This window comes from Pseudomonas sp. 3JA, assembly GCF_036961705.1.
Classification (GTDB): Bacteria; Pseudomonadota; Gammaproteobacteria; order Pseudomonadales; family Pseudomonadaceae; genus Aquipseudomonas; species Aquipseudomonas fluorescens_Q.
Genome location: NZ_JBAMDJ010000002.1, coordinates 125,127 through 143,268, shown reverse-complemented (window position 1 = coordinate 143,268; position 18,142 = coordinate 125,127). Strand labels below are relative to the sequence as shown.

General features: G+C 49.3%; 12 protein-coding genes. 9 read left to right on the top strand and 3 right to left on the bottom strand.

Annotated elements, in window-relative coordinates:
• Positions 1–65: 65 nt before the first annotated feature.
• Entirely contained in the window at positions 66–1,298 is a 1,233-nt protein-coding gene (locus tag V7773_RS02180; RefSeq protein ID WP_079443383.1) for an amino acid deaminase/aldolase, read from the bottom strand.
• 143 nt (positions 1,299–1,441) lie between these two features.
• On the opposite strand from V7773_RS02180, the gene V7773_RS02175 reads away from it, so the two are divergent.
• The 3 genes from V7773_RS02175 to V7773_RS02165 all read left to right on the top strand — a co-directional run bounded on the left by V7773_RS02175 (position 1,442) and on the right by V7773_RS02165 (position 5,858).
• The gene (locus tag V7773_RS02175) at positions 1,442–2,347 is read left to right on the top strand and encodes an SDR family NAD(P)-dependent oxidoreductase (RefSeq protein ID WP_227778837.1); all 906 of its coding nucleotides are present in this window, start codon (positions 1,442–1,444) and stop codon (positions 2,345–2,347) included.
• A 211-nt stretch (positions 2,348–2,558) separates the two neighbouring features.
• On the top strand, positions 2,559–4,460 hold the full coding sequence (locus V7773_RS02170; RefSeq protein WP_336072313.1) for a DUF1302 domain-containing protein: 1,902 nt from the start codon (positions 2,559–2,561) through the stop codon (positions 4,458–4,460).
• Positions 4,461–4,493: 33 nt separating this feature from the next.
• Positions 4,494–5,858 carry a DUF1329 domain-containing protein gene (locus tag V7773_RS02165; protein ID WP_431479973.1) on the top strand — a complete coding sequence of 455 codons (1,365 nt, stop codon included), beginning with the start codon at positions 4,494–4,496 and terminating at the stop codon, positions 5,856–5,858.
• 1,539 nt (positions 5,859–7,397) lie between these two features.
• Here V7773_RS02165 and V7773_RS02160 read toward each other — a convergent pair.
• Positions 7,398–7,820: a DoxX family protein gene (locus tag V7773_RS02160; protein WP_336072108.1), complete on the bottom strand. Its 423-nt coding sequence runs from the start codon at positions 7,818–7,820 to the stop codon at positions 7,398–7,400.
• A 342-nt stretch (positions 7,821–8,162) separates the two neighbouring features.
• Between V7773_RS02160 and V7773_RS02155 the strand changes: the two genes are divergently transcribed.
• Both V7773_RS02155 and V7773_RS02150 read left to right on the top strand, forming a co-directional pair.
• The gene (locus V7773_RS02155; RefSeq protein WP_336072107.1) at positions 8,163–9,080 is read left to right on the top strand and encodes a LysR family transcriptional regulator; all 918 of its coding nucleotides are present in this window, start codon (positions 8,163–8,165) and stop codon (positions 9,078–9,080) included.
• Between the two features lie 1,197 nt (positions 9,081–10,277).
• Entirely contained in the window at positions 10,278–11,255 is a 978-nt protein-coding gene (locus tag V7773_RS02150; RefSeq protein ID WP_336072104.1) for an IS5 family transposase, read from the top strand.
• 672 nt (positions 11,256–11,927) lie between these two features.
• Here the strand turns inward: V7773_RS02150 and V7773_RS02145 are convergent.
• Positions 11,928–12,854, bottom strand: a complete 927-nt coding sequence (locus V7773_RS02145) for a LysR family transcriptional regulator (protein ID WP_336072102.1) — start codon at positions 12,852–12,854, stop codon at positions 11,928–11,930.
• A gap of 182 nt (positions 12,855–13,036) precedes the next feature.
• Here V7773_RS02145 and V7773_RS02140 point away from each other — a divergent pair, with 182 nt between their 5' ends.
• From V7773_RS02140 to V7773_RS02125, 4 genes are read left to right on the top strand one after another with little or no spacing between them, the layout of a single operon-like run.
• Complete coding sequence (locus tag V7773_RS02140) at positions 13,037–14,539, top strand: efflux transporter outer membrane subunit (RefSeq protein WP_336072100.1); 1,503 nt, start codon at positions 13,037–13,039, stop codon at positions 14,537–14,539.
• On the top strand, positions 14,523–16,709 hold the full coding sequence (locus V7773_RS02135) for an FUSC family protein (protein WP_336072098.1): 2,187 nt from the start codon (positions 14,523–14,525) through the stop codon (positions 16,707–16,709). The genes V7773_RS02140 and V7773_RS02135 overlap by 17 nt, the downstream gene beginning before the upstream one ends.
• A 19-nt stretch (positions 16,710–16,728) precedes the next feature.
• A complete protein-coding gene (locus tag V7773_RS02130; protein WP_079445005.1) occupies positions 16,729–16,929 on the top strand; it encodes a DUF1656 domain-containing protein in 201 nt (66 codons plus the stop codon).
• Positions 16,930–16,938: 9 nt separating this feature from the next.
• The gene (locus V7773_RS02125; RefSeq protein ID WP_079443392.1) at positions 16,939–17,823 is read left to right on the top strand and encodes an efflux RND transporter periplasmic adaptor subunit; all 885 of its coding nucleotides are present in this window, start codon (positions 16,939–16,941) and stop codon (positions 17,821–17,823) included.
• Positions 17,824–18,142: the final 319 nt, after the last annotated feature.

Genomic DNA, 18,142 nt, shown 5'->3' with positions numbered 1-18,142 from the left:
ATTATTTTCCGGTGGCGAATCGCAATCTGGATATTCGACTGGAGTTACGGGACTGGCTGCTCAGATCAGAAGAAACACTTTCTCTCGCCTCTGTAGGTGCGTACCTTGTCGATGACCTTGCCGTCTTGAATGAGCAATAGTTCATTGAAGCGCTCACAGAGTTCGCCAGCCTTGGCATGGCGAAACAGAATGGGCTCGCCAATCAAAGGCGCAGTCTCCAATGAGTGGCGCACCGGCGTCTGTACCTCGCCGGCGGATTCGTTGTCGATCAAGCTGCAACCTGCGGGTAACCACGGCAGAGGTACGCGATTTTTGCCAAACGGTCCGGAGGCGATGTAGCCACCTCCCGAACAGGTCACGACGCCGGCTTTCGGGACACGAGTGATGGGTAGGGCAAAGCCTGCGGCGGGTAGTACCTTGAACGCTTTGTAGTGGTCAAACAGCGTCGGAGCATAGAGTCCAGAGCCGGCGGCCAACTCGGTTATCGATGCGTCCTCACGGGTACTTTCGAAACTGCCGGTGCCGCCTCCGTTGACGAAACGCAGTACATGTCCGTCCTTTTTCAAGGCCGCAACAACGGCCTGGCGACGGGTATTGACTTCACGGATCGACTTGCTCTTTAGGTAGCGAATCACTGCATTCTTGATGGCTTCTCCCGGGACATCGTCCATCAGCCCTGCGATTTGTCCCTCATACCCCATGAGCCCTTCCAATACGACACCTTGGCACTTGGCTATTTCCCGAGCCACTGCGAGTGCGGTTGGTACGTCGTGAACCGGGGAGCGATGCACGCCAAAGTAGACGCCCGGAAAAGCTGAAGACATGTCCAGGTCAATGGCCAGTGGAATGACAACTTCCTCTTCCTGCGCGATATGGTTGATCTTAATCACCTGTTCGACGCTATCGACCATTAGCGTTATGGATCGACCCTCTCGTATCTGTGTAGCAGCCGCTCTAATTTCGGTCGGCTCTACACTAGGGTAGGCCACCACAATGTCGTCGAACCCCTCGCTTGCCAGCCAGGCTGCCTCTCCCACCGAATAACACAAAAGACCCTGCATGAACGGTCCTGCCGACAAGATTCGGCGAATGACTTCAACTGAGCGCACTGACTTGGTGACCAGTCGTATTGGCAGGTTGCCTGCACGTAATCGCAGTTGTTCAAGGTTGGTGGCGAAATGATCGAGATCGATAAACGCTGCCGGTAGCCGATGATGGGTCAGGGCCTCTCTGTAATAGAGGTAGTCGTGTGTTGGTGTTTCAAGGCGTGCTGTTGTTTTTGTGTCTACACGGCTCATGGGGCTTTCTCTGCATGATCATAGGATAAAGACGGGGAATACTTCGCCGTAGTGGAGGAAGGATAGAAGGGGCGGGTAACAGCCACCAAGGGTAAAGGAGGCCGTTCTAGGGGTCAGAACAGGCCAGCAAGGTCGATGTTTGGATGGCCGAAACTGACCCGAAACTGGCCTGCGGACCTATGCGAGCATTGTCGATTCTGCTCCTACACTCGAAACCGGCACAGTTCCACAACAAGAAGAAAGGTGAAGTCATGCGCTACGCGTTGATTACGGGAGCATCAGGTGGAATTGGCGCCGAGCTCGCCAAGTTGTTTGCTCGTGACGGAATTGGCTTGGTGTTATGTTCCAGTCCGCGCAGTCGTGACAAGCTCCTGGCTTTGGTTGCCGAGCTGAGGCGGCTATACCCCATTGAGGCTTATGGTTTCTGTGAGGATCTCTCCTTGCCGGGGGCTGCTGACCGCCTGATTGGGCAAGTGGAAGAGCTAGAACTGCCTATCGAGTACCTGGTCAATAACGCGGGTGCCGGCATTGTAGGACTGGCTTATCAAGACTACGATCCAAGCCAACTGACCGCGATGCTGCAACTCAATATAGTCACACTGTCGCAACTTACATTGCATTACGTGAGGCCAATGATTGAGCGAGGTCACGGTCGCATACTCAATCTTAGTTCCTCTGCCGGGTATGTGGTTCCTCATGGTTTGGAGGCTGCTTATGCGGCTTCGAAGGCCTACGTCATTAGTGTTTCCGAATCCTTGTCCCATGATCTGCGAAGTACTGGTGTTACCTGTACCCATCTCGCACCTGGGCCTACGCGAACCAACTTCTTTGCTTCCGCAGGGCTGGTAGATGAACGGCGTATGGCCAAGCTAGGCTACAGCCAGCCGGACGAAATTGCTCTGATCGGCTACCGAGCTATGCAAGCGGGCCGAACTATGGTCATGCCAGGCATCAGCAATAACATTGTGACTTGGTTGGCACGTATTTCACCGTCGAGAACAGTGACCGGGAAAATTTCCGCGTATGTGGTTTCTCGTGAGCTGGGTTAAATTGTGTAATTGTGTGGAAAATAGAATCAAAATTTTGGCAGGTTATACCTGTATGCTCATGTCGTGATTTTTATAAAGACTTTGAGATTGGTCGTATAGGCAAACCTGGAAACACTCGCACTCACCCTGAGAGATGAGGCGAATAGAAGAATAAGAAAACCTGCCGCGGAGCGATATCCGAATGAATAAAAATTATAGAAAAGCTGGTCGGATGTGTGTACAAGTAAACGTCGGTCAGGCGTTGGTTAGTTTGTTGTCGACGACGTTGATAATACCTAGCGCCGGGGCCGTAGAGTTCAGTTTTCTAGATCACGAGCTCAAAGGTACGCTGGATACGACCGTCTCTTATGGGACGTCATGGCGAGTTCAGAGTCGGGACAAGCAAAACGACGAGTTTAACGGTAATGATGGTAATCGAAACTTTGATACCGGACTTGTCTCGGAAGTTTACAAGCTGACTTCAGAGATGGGGGCTACGTATCAAAATTATGGTGTTTTTATTCGTGGGACTGCATTTTACGATAGTCAAATTATGGATAAGCGTACCGACTACTACAATAATTCGGCCGTGGTTGAGCCTAGTCAGAACTATCCCAAGGATGACAGTTTTACTGACGAGGCTCGTCGTGATGCAGGCCGGGGTGCGCAAATTCTCGATGCCTATGTCTATGGTAAATGGGATCTCATGGATCACCCTCTCTCGGTTCGGATGGGTAAGCAAGTGTTCAACTGGGGGGAAAGTATGTTCTATCGAGGAGGGGTGAACACGACCAATCCCTTGGATGTGACAAAATTTCGATTACCTGGTTCTCAACTCAAGGAGGTTCTGGTGCCGGTGGGCGCTCTGAGTTTCAATCTGGGACTTACCGATAATTTGTCCATGGAAGCTTTCTATCAAGTGGACTGGAAGGAAAGTTCGTTGGACCCAGTGGGAACCTACTACTCCACGACAGATTTATTCGGCAAGGGGGGAAAGCAGGCCTATGTAAACGTCCCGGAACTGTCTCCTGCCTTCATCGCTTACCAAAATATTGCCGCTGCGGTTCCAGGCGCCCGTCTTGGTGTAGGTCCTTATGGTCCCAACAGCTTCATGGATCCATCGACCGGTACCTTCAAGGTGGCCAATATTGGCAAAGATGAAAAGGCCCGCGACAGCGGTCAGTTTGGAATTAACCTGCATTACATCGCGCCAGATTTGAACTACACTGATTTTGGTTTGTATTTTATTAATTACCACACTAAGGAGCCGCTTGAGTCCGTCGGGTTTGGTAACTATCAAGGGGTTGATTTATCAACGTTGTCGGCGTTGGTAGGTGGTGGCGCAGGTGCCGTGGCGACTATGGACTTGGTGGGTAATGCGGTTGTTCGTCGTGCATATGTCGAAGATGTGAGGATGTACGGTTTCAGCTTTAACACGACGTTAGGCAGTGCCTCCGTGTTTGGTGAGCTAGCCTATCGACCAAACTTACCAATCAGCATTAGCGCCACCAATGATCTGCTGGGCGACATTCTTGGCCAAGGGGTCTCTGGATCCACGAATATTTATGATGCTTCTATTGCGGGCGCTCAAGCCTGTGCTCAAGTTGCCGGTAAAGAGCTTTGTCGAAGCGGAACGTTGAAAAATTTCGAACGAGTGGAGTCTTTTAATGCTTCGTTAGGGACAATTTACAACTTTGGTCCCGCACTCGGCTTTGATTCGCTGGTTGGCATTGCGGAGCTGGCTGCTGAGAGTCTTCATGGGAGTAGTTTAACGTACACAGCGTTTACGCCAACGTCAGAAAAAAGAAAATTCGCCGGCTCGCCGGATTTGCCTAATGACCCTATTAGTCGTGATTCTTATGGTTATACGCTGGTGGCAACGGGTACTTGGAACGATGTCTATGCCGGAGTCAATCTTTCGCCGTATATTGTTTATTCAAATGATTTTAAAGGTAACTCCGATCTTACGGGAAATTTTATGGAGGGGCGGGAGGCTTATACTCTTGGTGTAAAAGCAGACTATAGAGGGAGCTTGGAAGCCGAGCTTCTATATACAGCTTTTTATGGCGCAGGCCAGAGTAATACCTTGCGCGATCGTGATAATGTGAGCTTCAACGTAAAATACTCTTTCTGAAGAATTTTCATATGCTGATTCCGGAGATTTATAATGTCTAAAGTAGCGTCCCTTCTAAGTGTGGCTATGCTGCTCGGTTTATGTTCGATTGCGGTACAAGCCAGTGTCTCTGTTCAAGAAGCCCAGGAATTAGGCACTGTTTTGACACCGCTGGGCGGGGAAAAATCCGGTAATGCTGATGGCAGCATTCCTGCCTGGACTGGCGGGCTGGTAAAACCACCGACTCCCTACAAATCGGGAGATCACTATATTGACCCCTTCCCGGAAGACAAACCACTGTTCACCATTACTGCAACAAATTTAGAACACTACAAAGATAAGCTTACAGCTGGTCAGATTGCGTTGTTCAAGGCCTATCCCGACAGTTATCAGATGCCGGTTTATCAGACCCGACGTACGGCTGCGGCACCGCAGTGGGTTTACGATAATACGCTAAAGAATGCGACTAGCGCGAAACTGCTGGAGGGCGGGAATGGGTTTTCCGATGCGTTTGGAGGTATTCCATTCCCTATACCAAAGAGCGGCGTGGAGGCTGTCTGGAATCATCTCGCGCGCTATCGTGGAACGCATCTGGTGCAACCACTAAACGAGGCAACGGTACAGGCTGAAGGAAGCTATACAATGTACCGTTACAAACAAGAGGTAATGTTTAACTATTACGATCCCACATCCAATTTTGCGCAACTACAAAACGTTATGTTTCATTACTTCAGCGAAGCATTGAGTCCCGCGCGAATTGCGGGTGGGGTTAACCTAGTTTACGAGACCATGGATCAGGTGCGTGAGCCACGTCTAGCCTGGGCTTATGAGGCAGGTACTCGTCGAGTACGGCGTGCTCCGACATTGGCCTATGATACTCCAGGTGATACCGAAGGCGTGATGACGCTTGATAGTAAAGATATGTTCAACGGATCACCGGATCGTTATGACTGGAAATTACAAGGAAAAAAAGAAATATATATACCTTATAATAACTATAAAATGACCGCTGCTGGTGTGGCTTACAAAGAGCTGTTGAAACCTGGACATTTGAATCCGAAATTTACGCGTAACGAATTGCACCGTGTATGGAAAGTGGAGGGGACGTTGAAGTCCGGGGCGCGGCATCTATACTCCAAACGCACGCTATATTTTGATGAGGACAGCTGGCAGATTGTCCTAGCTGATCAGTACGACAGTCGTGGAGAATTGTGGAGAGTATCCATAGCTTATTTGATAAACTATTATAATCTACCCACTATCTGGTCGGCTGTTGACGTTTTTCACGATCTGCAGTCTCGTCGTTATGTTGCGCACAAGCTCGATAGTGAAGAACCTAGCGCCATTGATTTTGATCAGCCAAACCCGTCGGGTGATTACTTTAATCCTGCTGAGTTACGGCGGCGCGGCACGCGTTGACGTTGATTTGCTAAGTTGTCGGCGCCGGAAGAGCTATATTTCGTGGATCCACGGTTAGTTTTAAGTGGTAGCGAAAATGAGCGCGGATTTTTGCTGCTTAATATTGCCGTATATCGAGAACTGATCTTTTGGCTTGGGTGAGGGTGTTGGATATAAATAATTCATACGCTTGTTGACTGATCATGCTGTTGAACGAAAATCTCCTGTTGACTACTCGGTAGGAGAGAATTTATAGCGCGTGAGCTATGGCTGCATTCACGGGAGTGCGTACTTCGAGCATTATCACAGTTTTGCCCCACAGGCTTCTATTTTGATTGAGAATGAGCTTGTTGTTACACTTTGAATTGCTTCGATAGTTAGGGTGGTTCAAGGGCTAATCTATCGAATGGCGAATTCAGCATAAGGCCCTTGTACCACTCGGCGTTCGACTATTAAAGGTGACAGAACACTGGTCGAAGAATGAACCCAAAGCGTCACCTCAAATGATGATAATAGTCCGGCTTACAAAGCGGACAGCAACAATGAGTTGTATTGTATGCCCGGCAAGACTTTGTCTACCATCATCAAACGGTCCCGTACCTGACCCAGCAGGTCCCGTATCTGTTATGCAAGTGATGCAGGCCGAGATTCACCATTCACAGTCTCAGCTATTGCCGGTTCATCCCATAGTCCAGATAATTACAGTTAGGTCGTGCCATCCCGCGCTTTTCCTTGAGCAATCGTTCGACGCTACCCGTCGCTCGTTCGCCTCACGATATCTGGTACTTAGATGTTTATGTAATCGGCGTAGCGCACGAAGCTATGCCCTGCCGTGTCAGTTCTTGGTCCAGTTCGTTGAGCAGGATGTGCAACAGCAACGGTCACGGCGGACCGTCTTGCGATATCCCATCTAGTTGTAGATTAGTGTTCCCGCTCGACATCACTCCGGTCACAAAGTCGCGACGGGCCTACATGGCAGCGTTCCTTGTAAGTATGGTCGGTCGTGCCTCTATCTGTTTTCTTTTAGGCGGGCTTGCATTTAGTCCTGGGTTTCCTTAAGGTTTTCGGGCGTCCCCGAATTTCTTGTTGTAGCTAACATCTACTGTTGTCGGGTGGCGGTGGATTTTAACTCCAATATCCAGTGCGGCGACTGAAATTAACTAGTTTATGTACATCGTGCATGTTTGGGAAAAAAAAGCCGCTCAAGATGAGCGGCTAAAGGAGCGTTGATAACCAAAGGAGTTGTGACTATCAACGTTAAGGGCTTTCAGTTTTTCGTAATCTTGTTCGTTAAATTGATTGCTTGAAATGAGTTTTTTGATCTGTCGTACACCCATGGAGTTGATGATCAAAGTTGAGCAATGGACGAATTTTGTATGATGAAAGCAAGTAGTTTCCTGGTTTAGGGGGGGGTATGGGGCTAATATATTCGCTGGTTTTTTAAATCCGGTCGGTCGATGCAGGTTGCATAAGAAGTTGTGATAAATTTCCTGGCTGCGCAGGTATTTTGTCCAATGCTCGATGTCCATATGCCTAATGCATGCGCACCTCTTGTTTCGATTACGTCTTGTGATTCATCTTGAGATCGGGAGTTGGCTCTTTGATCCGAGCGCCATCACCAAGAATGGCTAATGTAACAAGCGTTATGATCCACAAGGCAGGAAACTCCCAGCCACCGTTTGGGTTGGTGAAAAGGAATCCGGCAGAGCCATGAACAGATATGATTGAGCCAAGTAGAGTTGCTGTGCCTGCGAGTGCCGCAACTCGGGTCCGGAAACCTACAACAAGAGCGATAGCTACAGAAAGTTCCCATGCAATTGTTAAGTAGGCAAAGGCGGGCGGCAAACCCAACGAGGTGAAAAATTGAGCTGTGCCTGCCGGCGTGAATATAAAGAGTTTGACTCCCGCGTGAGCCAGAAAGAGAGCACCTAGTGTTAGCCTTAATATAAGTGCGGCATAATTCTCGATGCGGCTATTGATCATGAGTTTGTCTCCTGGTTTTAATTGGATAAGGGGCAGGTGCCAGTGCCCAAGGCGTGTTGCGTATAGTAGAATACAGGGTGCGGACTTTCTAAGAAATTATACAATTTAGTTTGTGTTGTTCGAAAGATTAGATGGAGTTGAGGTTTCTGTTTGCTAGCCCGGTTTCGATCAGTTCTGTCAGTGACTGGGTCGTTAAGCTAAAGCTTTCAGCTAGATCGACAGCGGAGCACGGCGATTTATGCCTCCCGAGTCGAACGATGGGTGGTACTTCTCCCGTTGTGCCGAATATTCACTAGGATTAAGCTTTGTTACTAACTTCATTATTGGGTAATCTGAGTAACTATGAACGCACTTACGCTCGATCAGTTTGCGGTTTTTATCGCTGTTGTTGACGAGGGCAGCTTTGCAGCAGCCGCCCGGCGGATGAATCGCGCTCAATCCGCAATCACCTATGCCATTCAAAAACTTGAGGAGCAGAGCAGTCTGCCGTTGTTTGATCGTTCAGCCTATCGGCCGACGCTGACGAAAGCAGGGCACGCTATGCTTCCAAGAGCTAGACGAATTCTGGAGGACTTAACCGATTGGCGCCTTATGGCACGCGGTATGTCTTCGGGGGTGGAGGCCAAAATAACGTTGGTTTTAGTGTCGTACACTCCTGCCTCGCTTCTCGGGCGCGTGCTCAATGACTTTAAAGCGGCGTATCCTTACGTCGAAGTCCAGCTTTTAACGGTTCCTTTCAATACAGCAACTCAATTTTTGCGAGATGGTCGGGCTGAACTCGGCTTGCTAATCGAGCATGAGCCCTTCGCTGCGGAGTTTGAGCGAGACCTATGCGGGTGGATTGATCTAGTCGCAGTTGTTGCGCCAAGCCACCCCCTGGCCTTACTTGATGACGCGTTCGACGCTTCGCTGTTTAAGGAGTACACGCAAATAGTTCTGAGTAACTTTCCGGATTCGGATATCGGTAGAGACTATGGCGTCCAAGCAGTCAATCGGTGGCGAGTCACGGATCTCCATACCAAGCGCGATTTGATTCTTGCCGGAGTGGGGTGGGGGTCGATGCCAAAATCCAGAATTGAAGATGATTTAAAGGCTGGACATCTTGTGGAGTTAAGACCTGATCGTTGGCAGGGGGCGAACAAAATGCCTGGTTTTGCTTTGGTGGTTGCTCATAAGAAAGACGCCTTTTTGGGGCCGGCTGGACGGTGGCTTTTTAATCGATTTTCTTTAGGTTGTTCTGATCCAGAATGCTCGAATTAAGATGAAATTTGTAAGCTCTGTAATGCGGTACAAATGGAGCTGGGTTCATACGGTGCGGCAATTTTAAAAAAGTTGCTGCGTTCCGTGCAGCAATGCGAATTTTGATTTCTAGTTCAATCCAGGCTCGACAATATGGTTACGCTCCGTGCTGGGCTTCGAGTTCCATTCAACCATCGCTTCGATTTTTTTTGACAGGTGTGTAGCGGCTAATACTGCTAAGTCTACATTTCATAGTACGGTCTATGATTTCGCTCAGCGGGTGTGGCAGGCCATGATACATGGCGATTGTGGTTGTACTGTGCATGATTTCTTTCGCCTAAGCTCGTGAGGCGCTCAGGATGACAAACCAAATAGATAGTATTTCGATATTCTAAGTAGTGAGTCTGAGTATGGGATGACATTACTGATCCGCGGTCGGCCCACAAGGTTGTGATACTCCGTTCTTCGTTTGTTCAATAATCTTACCTCAGCCTTGTAGTTGTAATCATTCCGAATCATATCAGGACAGTAAAGCTGGCTATGTATCCTACTACCTGTATCATTGAGCAATGACATTTCGCTAGACCCTCCGAGGAAGAGCATAGACGGGGTTACATGGCAAAGCAGCATCATTTTAGTGATGCGGCTTTGGGTGTGGATTAGTAATACGGTGCGACCAGTCTCCTTCCTTTTCCACGCCAACCGTCGACATGTTTTTGAGGAATAGCAGAATAAGCGACAACCCTGGCACCGAAGGTGCAAGTACTGCTAGTACATGGAAAGCACTAGGTTAACTCTATCAAATTTCATGAATAAGATAATTAATAATAAATTTTTAATTTGTGCCAGCATTTAATATGGATGCGGCTATGCGTAGACGTTTACGAAGCTCAACCATCGCTAAGTGTTTTGAAACCAACATGACCTAACTTTAGGAGGCATGAATTGCCCACCGTCCCCACAATTTATGTGGCGAGGAGGGAGGCTATTGCAATGTCGTCTTTGGATATTTCAGGTAGTTGTTTTTTCTGTTCATTTTTGTTGATAGTATGAAGTTTTTTATCTATCGAAAAGTTGGCGGCAATGTGGAGCTGGCTAGGAGGGATTCCTATTTGGTTCCTGTATCTTGCTGGAATTGTGGATGTTAAGGAAACTCTGAAAAAGACTCCCAAGTCTGCTGAAATACGCTTGCCCCACGAACTGAACGGTTGAGCCCCGATGAAGCAAATATCCTTCGCCGATGCCGAATACGCTGGCAAACGCAAGCAAACCCGCCGCGAGCGCTTCCTGATCGAGATGGGTCAGGTCGTGCCCTGGAAAGGTCTGGTTACGTTGATCGAACCGTATTATCCGAAGGGTGAAGGCGGTCGTCCGGCATATCCGTTGATGGCCATGCTGCGGGTTCATCTGATGCAGAACTGGTTTGGCTACAGCGACCCGGCGATGGAAGAATCCCTCTACGAAACCACGATTCTGCGCCAGTTTGCCGGGCTGCATCTGGATCGGATTCCGGATGAAACCACGATCCTCAACTTCCGCCGCCTGCTGGAAAAACATGAGTTGGCTGCCGGGACTTTGCAGGTCATCAATGGCTATCTGGGCGACCGTGGTTTGCTGCTACGCCAGGGGACGGTGGTCGATGCAACGATCATTCATGCGCCGAGTTCGACCAAGAACAAGGACGGTAAACGTGATCCAGAAATGCACCAGACGAAGAAAGGAAATCAATATTTCTTCGGAATGAAAGCGCATATCGGTGTCGATGCTGAATCCGGTTTGGTGCACAGCCTGGTGGGCACGGCGGCGAATGTGGCGGACGTGACCCAGGTCGATCAGTTACTGCATGGAGAGGAAACTTACGTCTCTGGCGATGCCGGTTACACCGGCGTGGACAAGCGTCCGGAACATCAAGATCGCCAGATGATCTGGTCAATTGCCGCACGGCCCAGCACGTATAAGAAGCACGGCAAGCAGAGTTTGATCACTCAGGTGCGTCGCAAAATCGAATACGCAAAGGCCCAGATGCGAGCCAAGGTCGAACATCCGTTCCGGGTGATCAAGCGCCAGTTTGGCTATACGAAAGTGCGCTATCGCGGGCTGATAAAAAATACCGCGCAACAGACCACGCTGTTTGCCCTGTCAAACCTGTGGATGATGCGAAAACGGCTGTTGGTTGCGGGAGAGGTGCGTCTGTGATGCGCGAAATACGCGGAGAAAAGGCGCGCCTCAAGGAAAAACAATGAATTAAGAAGAGCCTAAGTCTGATTTTTGGCAGACCGTCGATTTTTTGAACTCCAAATGATTGGAGCATCAAAAAATCGCGGGGTACTTCAGACCTTCCTTAAGGGTGGTATGGGCATATTATTTCCGTCGCTTACTAAAATTCAGCCTTGTCTGGTTCCTATTGCTGCACTGGGCTGTGTATTGCTGCAGTTTCCGCAATAATTTTCACTTCTCACGCGGTGAGCTAAACGCTACATCATTAAGCTTCGTGCTTTGGCCATGTTGATCTTTATTCTCTGGGGGGCGGGGGAAAATTACCTATCCAGTCCCGAGGATAAGAAGTGATCACGCTTGGAGCTCTAAGGCCGAAAAACTATCCGACGGCACTGGTCGCGGAGTCCTTGGCAGCTGTGTTCTAATAATTTACAACATTTCACTATCTATGACGGTAGGCGCTTATGCGACACGGTCAGCATTGCCGGCTTCGGTTTCGCGTTTCAAACGTGTTGCGAACCTCCATGTCCTAAAGCTCCAAGATCGCATATCCTCTCACTAATTATCACATCACATACGCTAGTTGGGAGTCGTATGCGCTACTTTTGCACGTACAGATATATGTGAGAGAGTTGGGTGTATAACCACTCACTACGGTGCCGTCGAACTAGATGTTTCATTGAGCATTTCGGGAAAACTCTTCCTAAGGTAACTTATCCATGTTCTTATCTTTGCGTCCAAATGTTCTCGCGGTTGATAAAGCGCATAGATATTAATAGACTGTAGTTTGTATTCGCTGAGAACGCGAATTAAGGTGCCATCTTGTAGGCCTTGCTGGGCTGAATAAATTGGCAAAATACCTACCCCCATCCCGCACTGTATTGCCCTCAACATCGCATCGCCATGATTAACTGTCAATGGTGAGTTTCTTATTTCGACTGCTTCTTCACCGCTGAGTCCGGTAAAAATCCATGAGTCGAGTGTCATTACTCTGCTCAGAATTCGCAGGCATTGGTGATGCGTCAAATCTTGGAGTGATGTGGGTAGGCTATGCTCCTCTATATAAAGAGGAGAAGCGCAGAGAACTCCGTAGGTCTCCCCAATTTGCTCCCACACCATATCTGAGCTTTGTGGCTCAGTTGCTAAGACTACGGAAACATCAAAACCTTCTTCCACGAGATCAGGTACACGATTGGCCATCGTCATTTCGAAGTTGACACCGGGATATAATTTCCGGTAGCCAGCAATAGCTTTTACGATGTAATGCAGGCCGACTCCTGTCATCGAATGCACACGCAATTTACCAACGGGTTGGGCAATCATGTCACTCGCTTCTGCTGCTGCCAGTTCGAGAGACAGGAAAATGTGTTCACAACGCGAAAGATATCGTTGACCCGCTTCGGTCAGGGCAATTTGCCTAGTTGTGCGGTTGAGGAGTCGTGTCTGTAAATGCGCTTCGAGGGTTGCAATGGCCCTCGACACATATGAGTTTGTGCAGCCGAGCCGTTTGGCAGCACAGCTGAAGCTGCCTGTTTCAGCCACGCAGACAAACGCGCGCATGGTTTGCAGAGTATCCATTTGGAGCCTTATCGCTTGTGGTGAGCAACGATTCTACCTGCCAAAGGAAAACGGATTATTGCAATTTAGTACGTAATGAAACCCAAACCAGCGGTCTTATCACGAACCACTCTGCTTGCCATGATACACAGCTCCGTTCTGGGGTTACCTCGAACACCACTATATCCTCCAGGACTTCTACCGTGTTGCGACACTTCGTTAACGGCCTGGCGTTTCTCTGTTCTGTGGCCTTTTTCACCTTGCTCACAGGTTGTATTGGATCGCATGGCATTTCCCCGCAGGAAAGACTTGTAGGTGATAGTGAGTTGATGCTGGATGCAGCCATTGAATCTGCCAACAAGGACGCAGCTTGGCCGTCGGCTCAATGGTGGAGCGCCTATGCTGATCCTCAGCTCAATCATTGGGTCAGTCTAGCGCTGGAAAATAGTCCAACACTAGGTCAGGCTGCGGCTAGAGTGCGCATGGCGTTGTCTCAGGCGGGCCTGGCGGTCGCAAATGAATCTCCGCAATTGAGCGCCCATGCGTCGCTTCTTCGTCGTAAGTGGCCTACGGATAAGCACTACGGTGCTGGAGACCTTGCCGATACCACCACATGGGATAACAACACTGATCTGGGTTTTAGCTATGCCTTTGATTTCTGGGGACGTAACCGCAGTGAGTCCGAGCGGTTCACGGATCTAGCATATATGTCCGCAGCTGAGGCGCAAATGGTCCAGCTTGAGTTGGTTAGCAATATTGTCCGAGTGTACATCCAGCTATCTTTACAATACGCGGAGTTGGATATCGCTAAATCGACGCTTCAACAGCAGCAGGAAATATTATCTATCGCCAAACGTCGATTCGCAGGCGGCTTGGGCCCGAGGTTGGAAATAGTCGAAGCGCAGATGGCTTTGCCGGAAACTGAGCGAAAAATTGAAGCAATTGATCAAGGTATTGTTTTGACTCGTAATCAGATCGCAGCATTGGCCGGGAAGGGCCCCGGGGCAGGCTCGGTAATTAAGCGGCCAGCGCTGTCGTTAGGCGTTTCCACGGCATTGCCAACCGCAGTTCCCCTGGAGCTTGTAGGGCATCGACCCGATGTTGTGGCTGCACGCTGGAAAATTGCAGCACAGGCCAAGGGTATGGATGTAGCACGGGCCGACTTTTATCCCAATGTGGACTTGGTTGCGACCTTAGGATTCAGTGCCGTTGGCGGAGGGGTGCTGGAGTATCTGACTAAAAGCAAGTTCAACTACAACGCAGGGCCTGCAATTTCGTTACCAATTTTTGACGCAGGAAGACGCCGCCAGCAATACGGCTATCAAACTGCGACCTATGATGCTGCAGTGGGTGAGTACAATCAGACAATTGTCAATGCATTGAAAGGCATTTCGGATCAACTTATCCGTTTTAATTCATTGAGCAATCAACATCAACATGCACTAAAGGCGGTGGAGTACGCAGAGGCAGCCTTCAGCATCTCGACGAAAGCATTTCGGGGCGGACTGACTGGCTATCTAAATGTATTAAATGCACAGAGCAAAATGTTTCAGCAGCGCATTGAGTTGCGGCGTGTGGAGGCTGGTTTATTAAAAACACAGGCTGATCTTGTCGTTGCGTTAGGGGGGGGAGTTCCGATTGATCAGTATCCGATGAACTCTCGGGTAAGGTACATTGAAACTGCGAAGCATGAGCGTAGCTATTAACATGTTTAAAAAAAATGGCACGCAAGCATCTATCGATGTTTTTCGTAGAGCATTCTTTGAATGGGCAAGAACTGATGGTGTGGTTTGGGTTTATATCGCTAAACTGTTGATTGCCGCATTTTTGACGCTGTGGTTATCCTATGTTTTCGAACTTGCGCAGCCCAGCATTGCGGTGATTACAGTTTTTATTGTAATGCAGCCACAAAGCGGGCAAGTATTTGCGAAAAGTTTTTATCGCATGCTTGGCAGTGTAATAGGGCTTGCAGTAATGCTTGTGTTAATTGCGTTGTTCTCACAGGAGAGAGTTCTATTTTTAATGGTGGTTGCGCTCTGGGTAGGCCTTTGCACTGCCGGTGCGGCGCGATATCGAGACTTCCGCTCTTATGCGTGTGTTCTTGCAGGGTATAGTGCGACTCAAATCGGCCTCCCTGCGGTGCTACAACCACAAGACGCTTTTATGTTGGCGGTCTGGCGATTGCTTGAGATTTTCTTGGCCATTGTATGCTCCGGCGTCGTTAGCGCGGTCATACTACCGCAGACATCTGCCGCCGCGATGCGTAATGCGCTTTATCTACGCTTTGGTGAGTTCACACAATTTGTTCTCGATAATCTTGGTGGAGGAGTGGAAAAGCACTTTGAGGCCGCCAATATAAACTTTGTTTCCCAGGCGATAGGTTTGGAGGCATTGCGCAGCGCCACCTGGTTCGAAGATCCACATATGCGCCTCCGCGCGGGACGTCTTGCACGCGCAAACAGTGAGTTCATGGGGGTTACGACACGTTATCACGCGTTGCATCAGGTGCTAGTCAGGTTTGGACGTAAAGGTGAGTATGCCGCTTTGGATGCATTGACGCCGTGCCTAGAACTCCTAAAAGAGCTTCTGATGCCTTGGGCGGGTAAGCCGCTCACCGATATCGACGCGGAGGTGTTAGCGCGAGAACTGATTGCACACCAAGACGCATTGAGGGAAATAATCAGGAGTGCGCGAGTGGGACTTCAGATGAATGGTTCAAGCCGTACTATTCAGATGGATTTCGAAACAGCGGGAGAGCTGCTCTATCGGCTCGTGACTGATTTACATAACTACCTTTTGACGCATGCGTCGCTGGCGGATCACCACCATGAGCGTGAAAACTGGAGATTTGGTTTTTCATCGAAAGCCAATATGGTCGGTGCTTTGGTAGCGGGTGCGCGCACCGCAATCATGATCCTTGTTCTAGGCACCGTTTGGATCGAGACGGCTTGGCCTAGCGGTAGTACTTTCGTTCTGGTGGCCACTGCAATTGCCGCAATGTTATCTGCCACCCCGAACCCAGCAAAGCAAGCCAGGCAGATGGCAGTTGGCACCTTTTGCGGCGCGATCTTAGGCTGTATTGAGATGTTTTTTGTTTTTCCGCATCTGGATGGCTTTCCCTTGCTGTGCTTGGCGCTCGCCCCCGTATACATCGCCGGTGGATATCTTACGGTGAAACCTCCTTATGCGGGCTATGGGATGGGGTTGCTGATTTTCTTTTCGTTCGGTGCGGTACCCGCCAACCTGACCGTTTACGATCCTAGCAATTTGATTAACCAATATATCGCGTTAGTTCTCTCGCAGACAGCCGCTGCGCTATTTGCAGCAATCCTATTACCACCAACAAGTGCCTGGCTATGGCGTCGCCTGGAGCAAGATTTGCGCATGAGAGTTACCCGAGCCATGACCAGTAAACTGGTGGGGCTTAGTGAGCGTTTTGAGAGCTCTACTCGTGACTTGATGAATCAGGCTTATGGAGTCTCAGCCACGCATCCCAAAGTGCAAAGATCCTTGTTGCGCTGGATGTTCCTGGTACTTGAGGTCGGTCATGGAATCATTGAATTGCGGGAGGAACAATCACGGCTGCCAGATCTGGCCTGTTACGCGCCAACAGCACCTTGGCGACAAGCTGTCAGGGGAATGGGTATGGCATTGGCCGAACTATTCCGCCACCCTAGTGTAGCTCTCCGCGAAAACACGCTTGAAGCAGTTGAATACGCTATTGCCACGACTGTCGAAGCCATGGGGGCGTTTGAACATCACTTTGAATATTCACCCCTTCGTCGAATCACCAGCTATTTGCATTTCATTCGAAGCAGCTTGCTTGACCCAGAGTCACCGCTAGCTGATGAAACTTTCGCAACAGTTGGGAATTAATATGATTCTTTTTGATGAGCTGCCGCGTGAACTGGCATTTCAAGGTGTATATTTTCCAACGCTTACCCTGCTCGCTGCGGTAGCAGCGGTTATATGTTGGACGTTGGACCGATTATTCGCGGCGATGGGCATATATAATTTTTCTTGGCATCCAGCTCTCTTTCGGGTCTCGTTATACGTCTGTCTGTTCGGTAGTTTGTCCCTTATGGTTTATAATTGAAGATAAAATATGAAATTAAAACCGTTACTTGGTCTGCTTGCCACGCTGGCTATTGCTTGCGCTGCCGTAATGATCGGTCGTGCTCTCTGGTTTAATTACATGGAAAAGCCTTGGACTCGTGATGGGCGAGTGCGCGCAAATATCGTGAATGTCGCAGCAGAAGTGGCCGGCGTGATTACTCGTGTTCCGATTACGGACAATCAGTTGGTAAAAAAAGGAGATGTACTCCTAGAGATAGATCCGAAACATTATGCAATTTTATTGGAACAAGCAGAGGCGTTGGCTGCTTCGCGTAGGGCCACGATGGAAATGCGCAATCTCAATGCCAAGCGCCGCGCAGCAATGGATGACGATGTGGTTTCCAGAGAAAGTCTGGATGATGCGAGGAATACAGCAGCAGCAGCTCAAGCTGCTTATCGCGAGTCATTGGCCGCGGTAGCAGCAGCGAGGCTGAATGTAGAGCGCACTCGTGTATTGGCTCCTGTAGATGGTTATGTCACCAACCTCGATGTGCACGAAGGTGACTATTCGCAGGTGGGGGTTGCTCAAGTTGCGGTGGTTGATAAAAATTCCTTCTGGGTATACGGGTATTTTGAAGAAACCAAGCTGCCGCGGATTAGCATTGGAGACGAGGCTGAAATGCAGCTAATGAGTGGGGAGCGTATGAGTGGACATGTCGTTAGCATCGCGCGGGCGATTTACGATCGTGATAATCCGCAGAGCCAGCAACTCATCGCGGACGTCAACCCGACATTCAACTGGGTGCGTCTTGCGCAGCGTGTCCCCGTACGTATTCATATTGATTTCATCCCAACAGGAATGCTTTTATCGGCGGGGACCACTACGACGGTCGTCGTCAAGCCGAAAACCAGTCTAACTGATCAAGCTCAATAAGATTCAACCACGCATGTCTGGAGAGGGAACGGGTTCTATATGTATGAGTTTTTAACAGTACCTTCACGGAGCGGATGTCATTCGAGTGATAGTTGTGCGAATAATTCGGGCCGGTAACTATTAATTGTTTCTCTATGAAGGATCGGCTTTACTTAGTTTAGTGTGATGTCATGACTAATAGTATTGGCATTCGGCCAAACAACATGGTGGTGAATGAGTCGAAAAGTTTGAAAAAATAGCTGTTCTATAAGTCGGAGCGATTCCTGGCGTCGAGCTCTTCTGAATTTTCTCAATAATAAAGTTGCTGTAGGTCAGGTTT

Coding starts and splice junctions, on each gene's coding strand:
- V7773_RS02180 (WP_079443383.1), bottom strand. CDS start 1,298: ATGAGCCGTGTAGACACAAAAACAACAGCACGCCTTGAAACACCAACA.
- V7773_RS02175 (WP_227778837.1), top strand. CDS start 1,442: ATGGCCGAAACTGACCCGAAACTGGCCTGCGGACCTATGCGAGCATTG.
- V7773_RS02170 (WP_336072313.1), top strand. CDS start 2,559: ATGTGTGTACAAGTAAACGTCGGTCAGGCGTTGGTTAGTTTGTTGTCG.
- V7773_RS02165 (WP_431479973.1), top strand. CDS start 4,494: ATGTCTAAAGTAGCGTCCCTTCTAAGTGTGGCTATGCTGCTCGGTTTA.
- V7773_RS02160 (WP_336072108.1), bottom strand. CDS start 7,820: ATGATCAATAGCCGCATCGAGAATTATGCCGCACTTATATTAAGGCTA.
- V7773_RS02155 (WP_336072107.1), top strand. CDS start 8,163: ATGAACGCACTTACGCTCGATCAGTTTGCGGTTTTTATCGCTGTTGTT.
- V7773_RS02150 (WP_336072104.1), top strand. CDS start 10,278: ATGAAGCAAATATCCTTCGCCGATGCCGAATACGCTGGCAAACGCAAG.
- V7773_RS02145 (WP_336072102.1), bottom strand. CDS start 12,854: ATGGATACTCTGCAAACCATGCGCGCGTTTGTCTGCGTGGCTGAAACA.
- V7773_RS02135 (WP_336072098.1), top strand. CDS start 14,523: ATGAGCGTAGCTATTAACATGTTTAAAAAAAATGGCACGCAAGCATCT.
- V7773_RS02125 (WP_079443392.1), top strand. CDS start 16,939: ATGAAATTAAAACCGTTACTTGGTCTGCTTGCCACGCTGGCTATTGCT.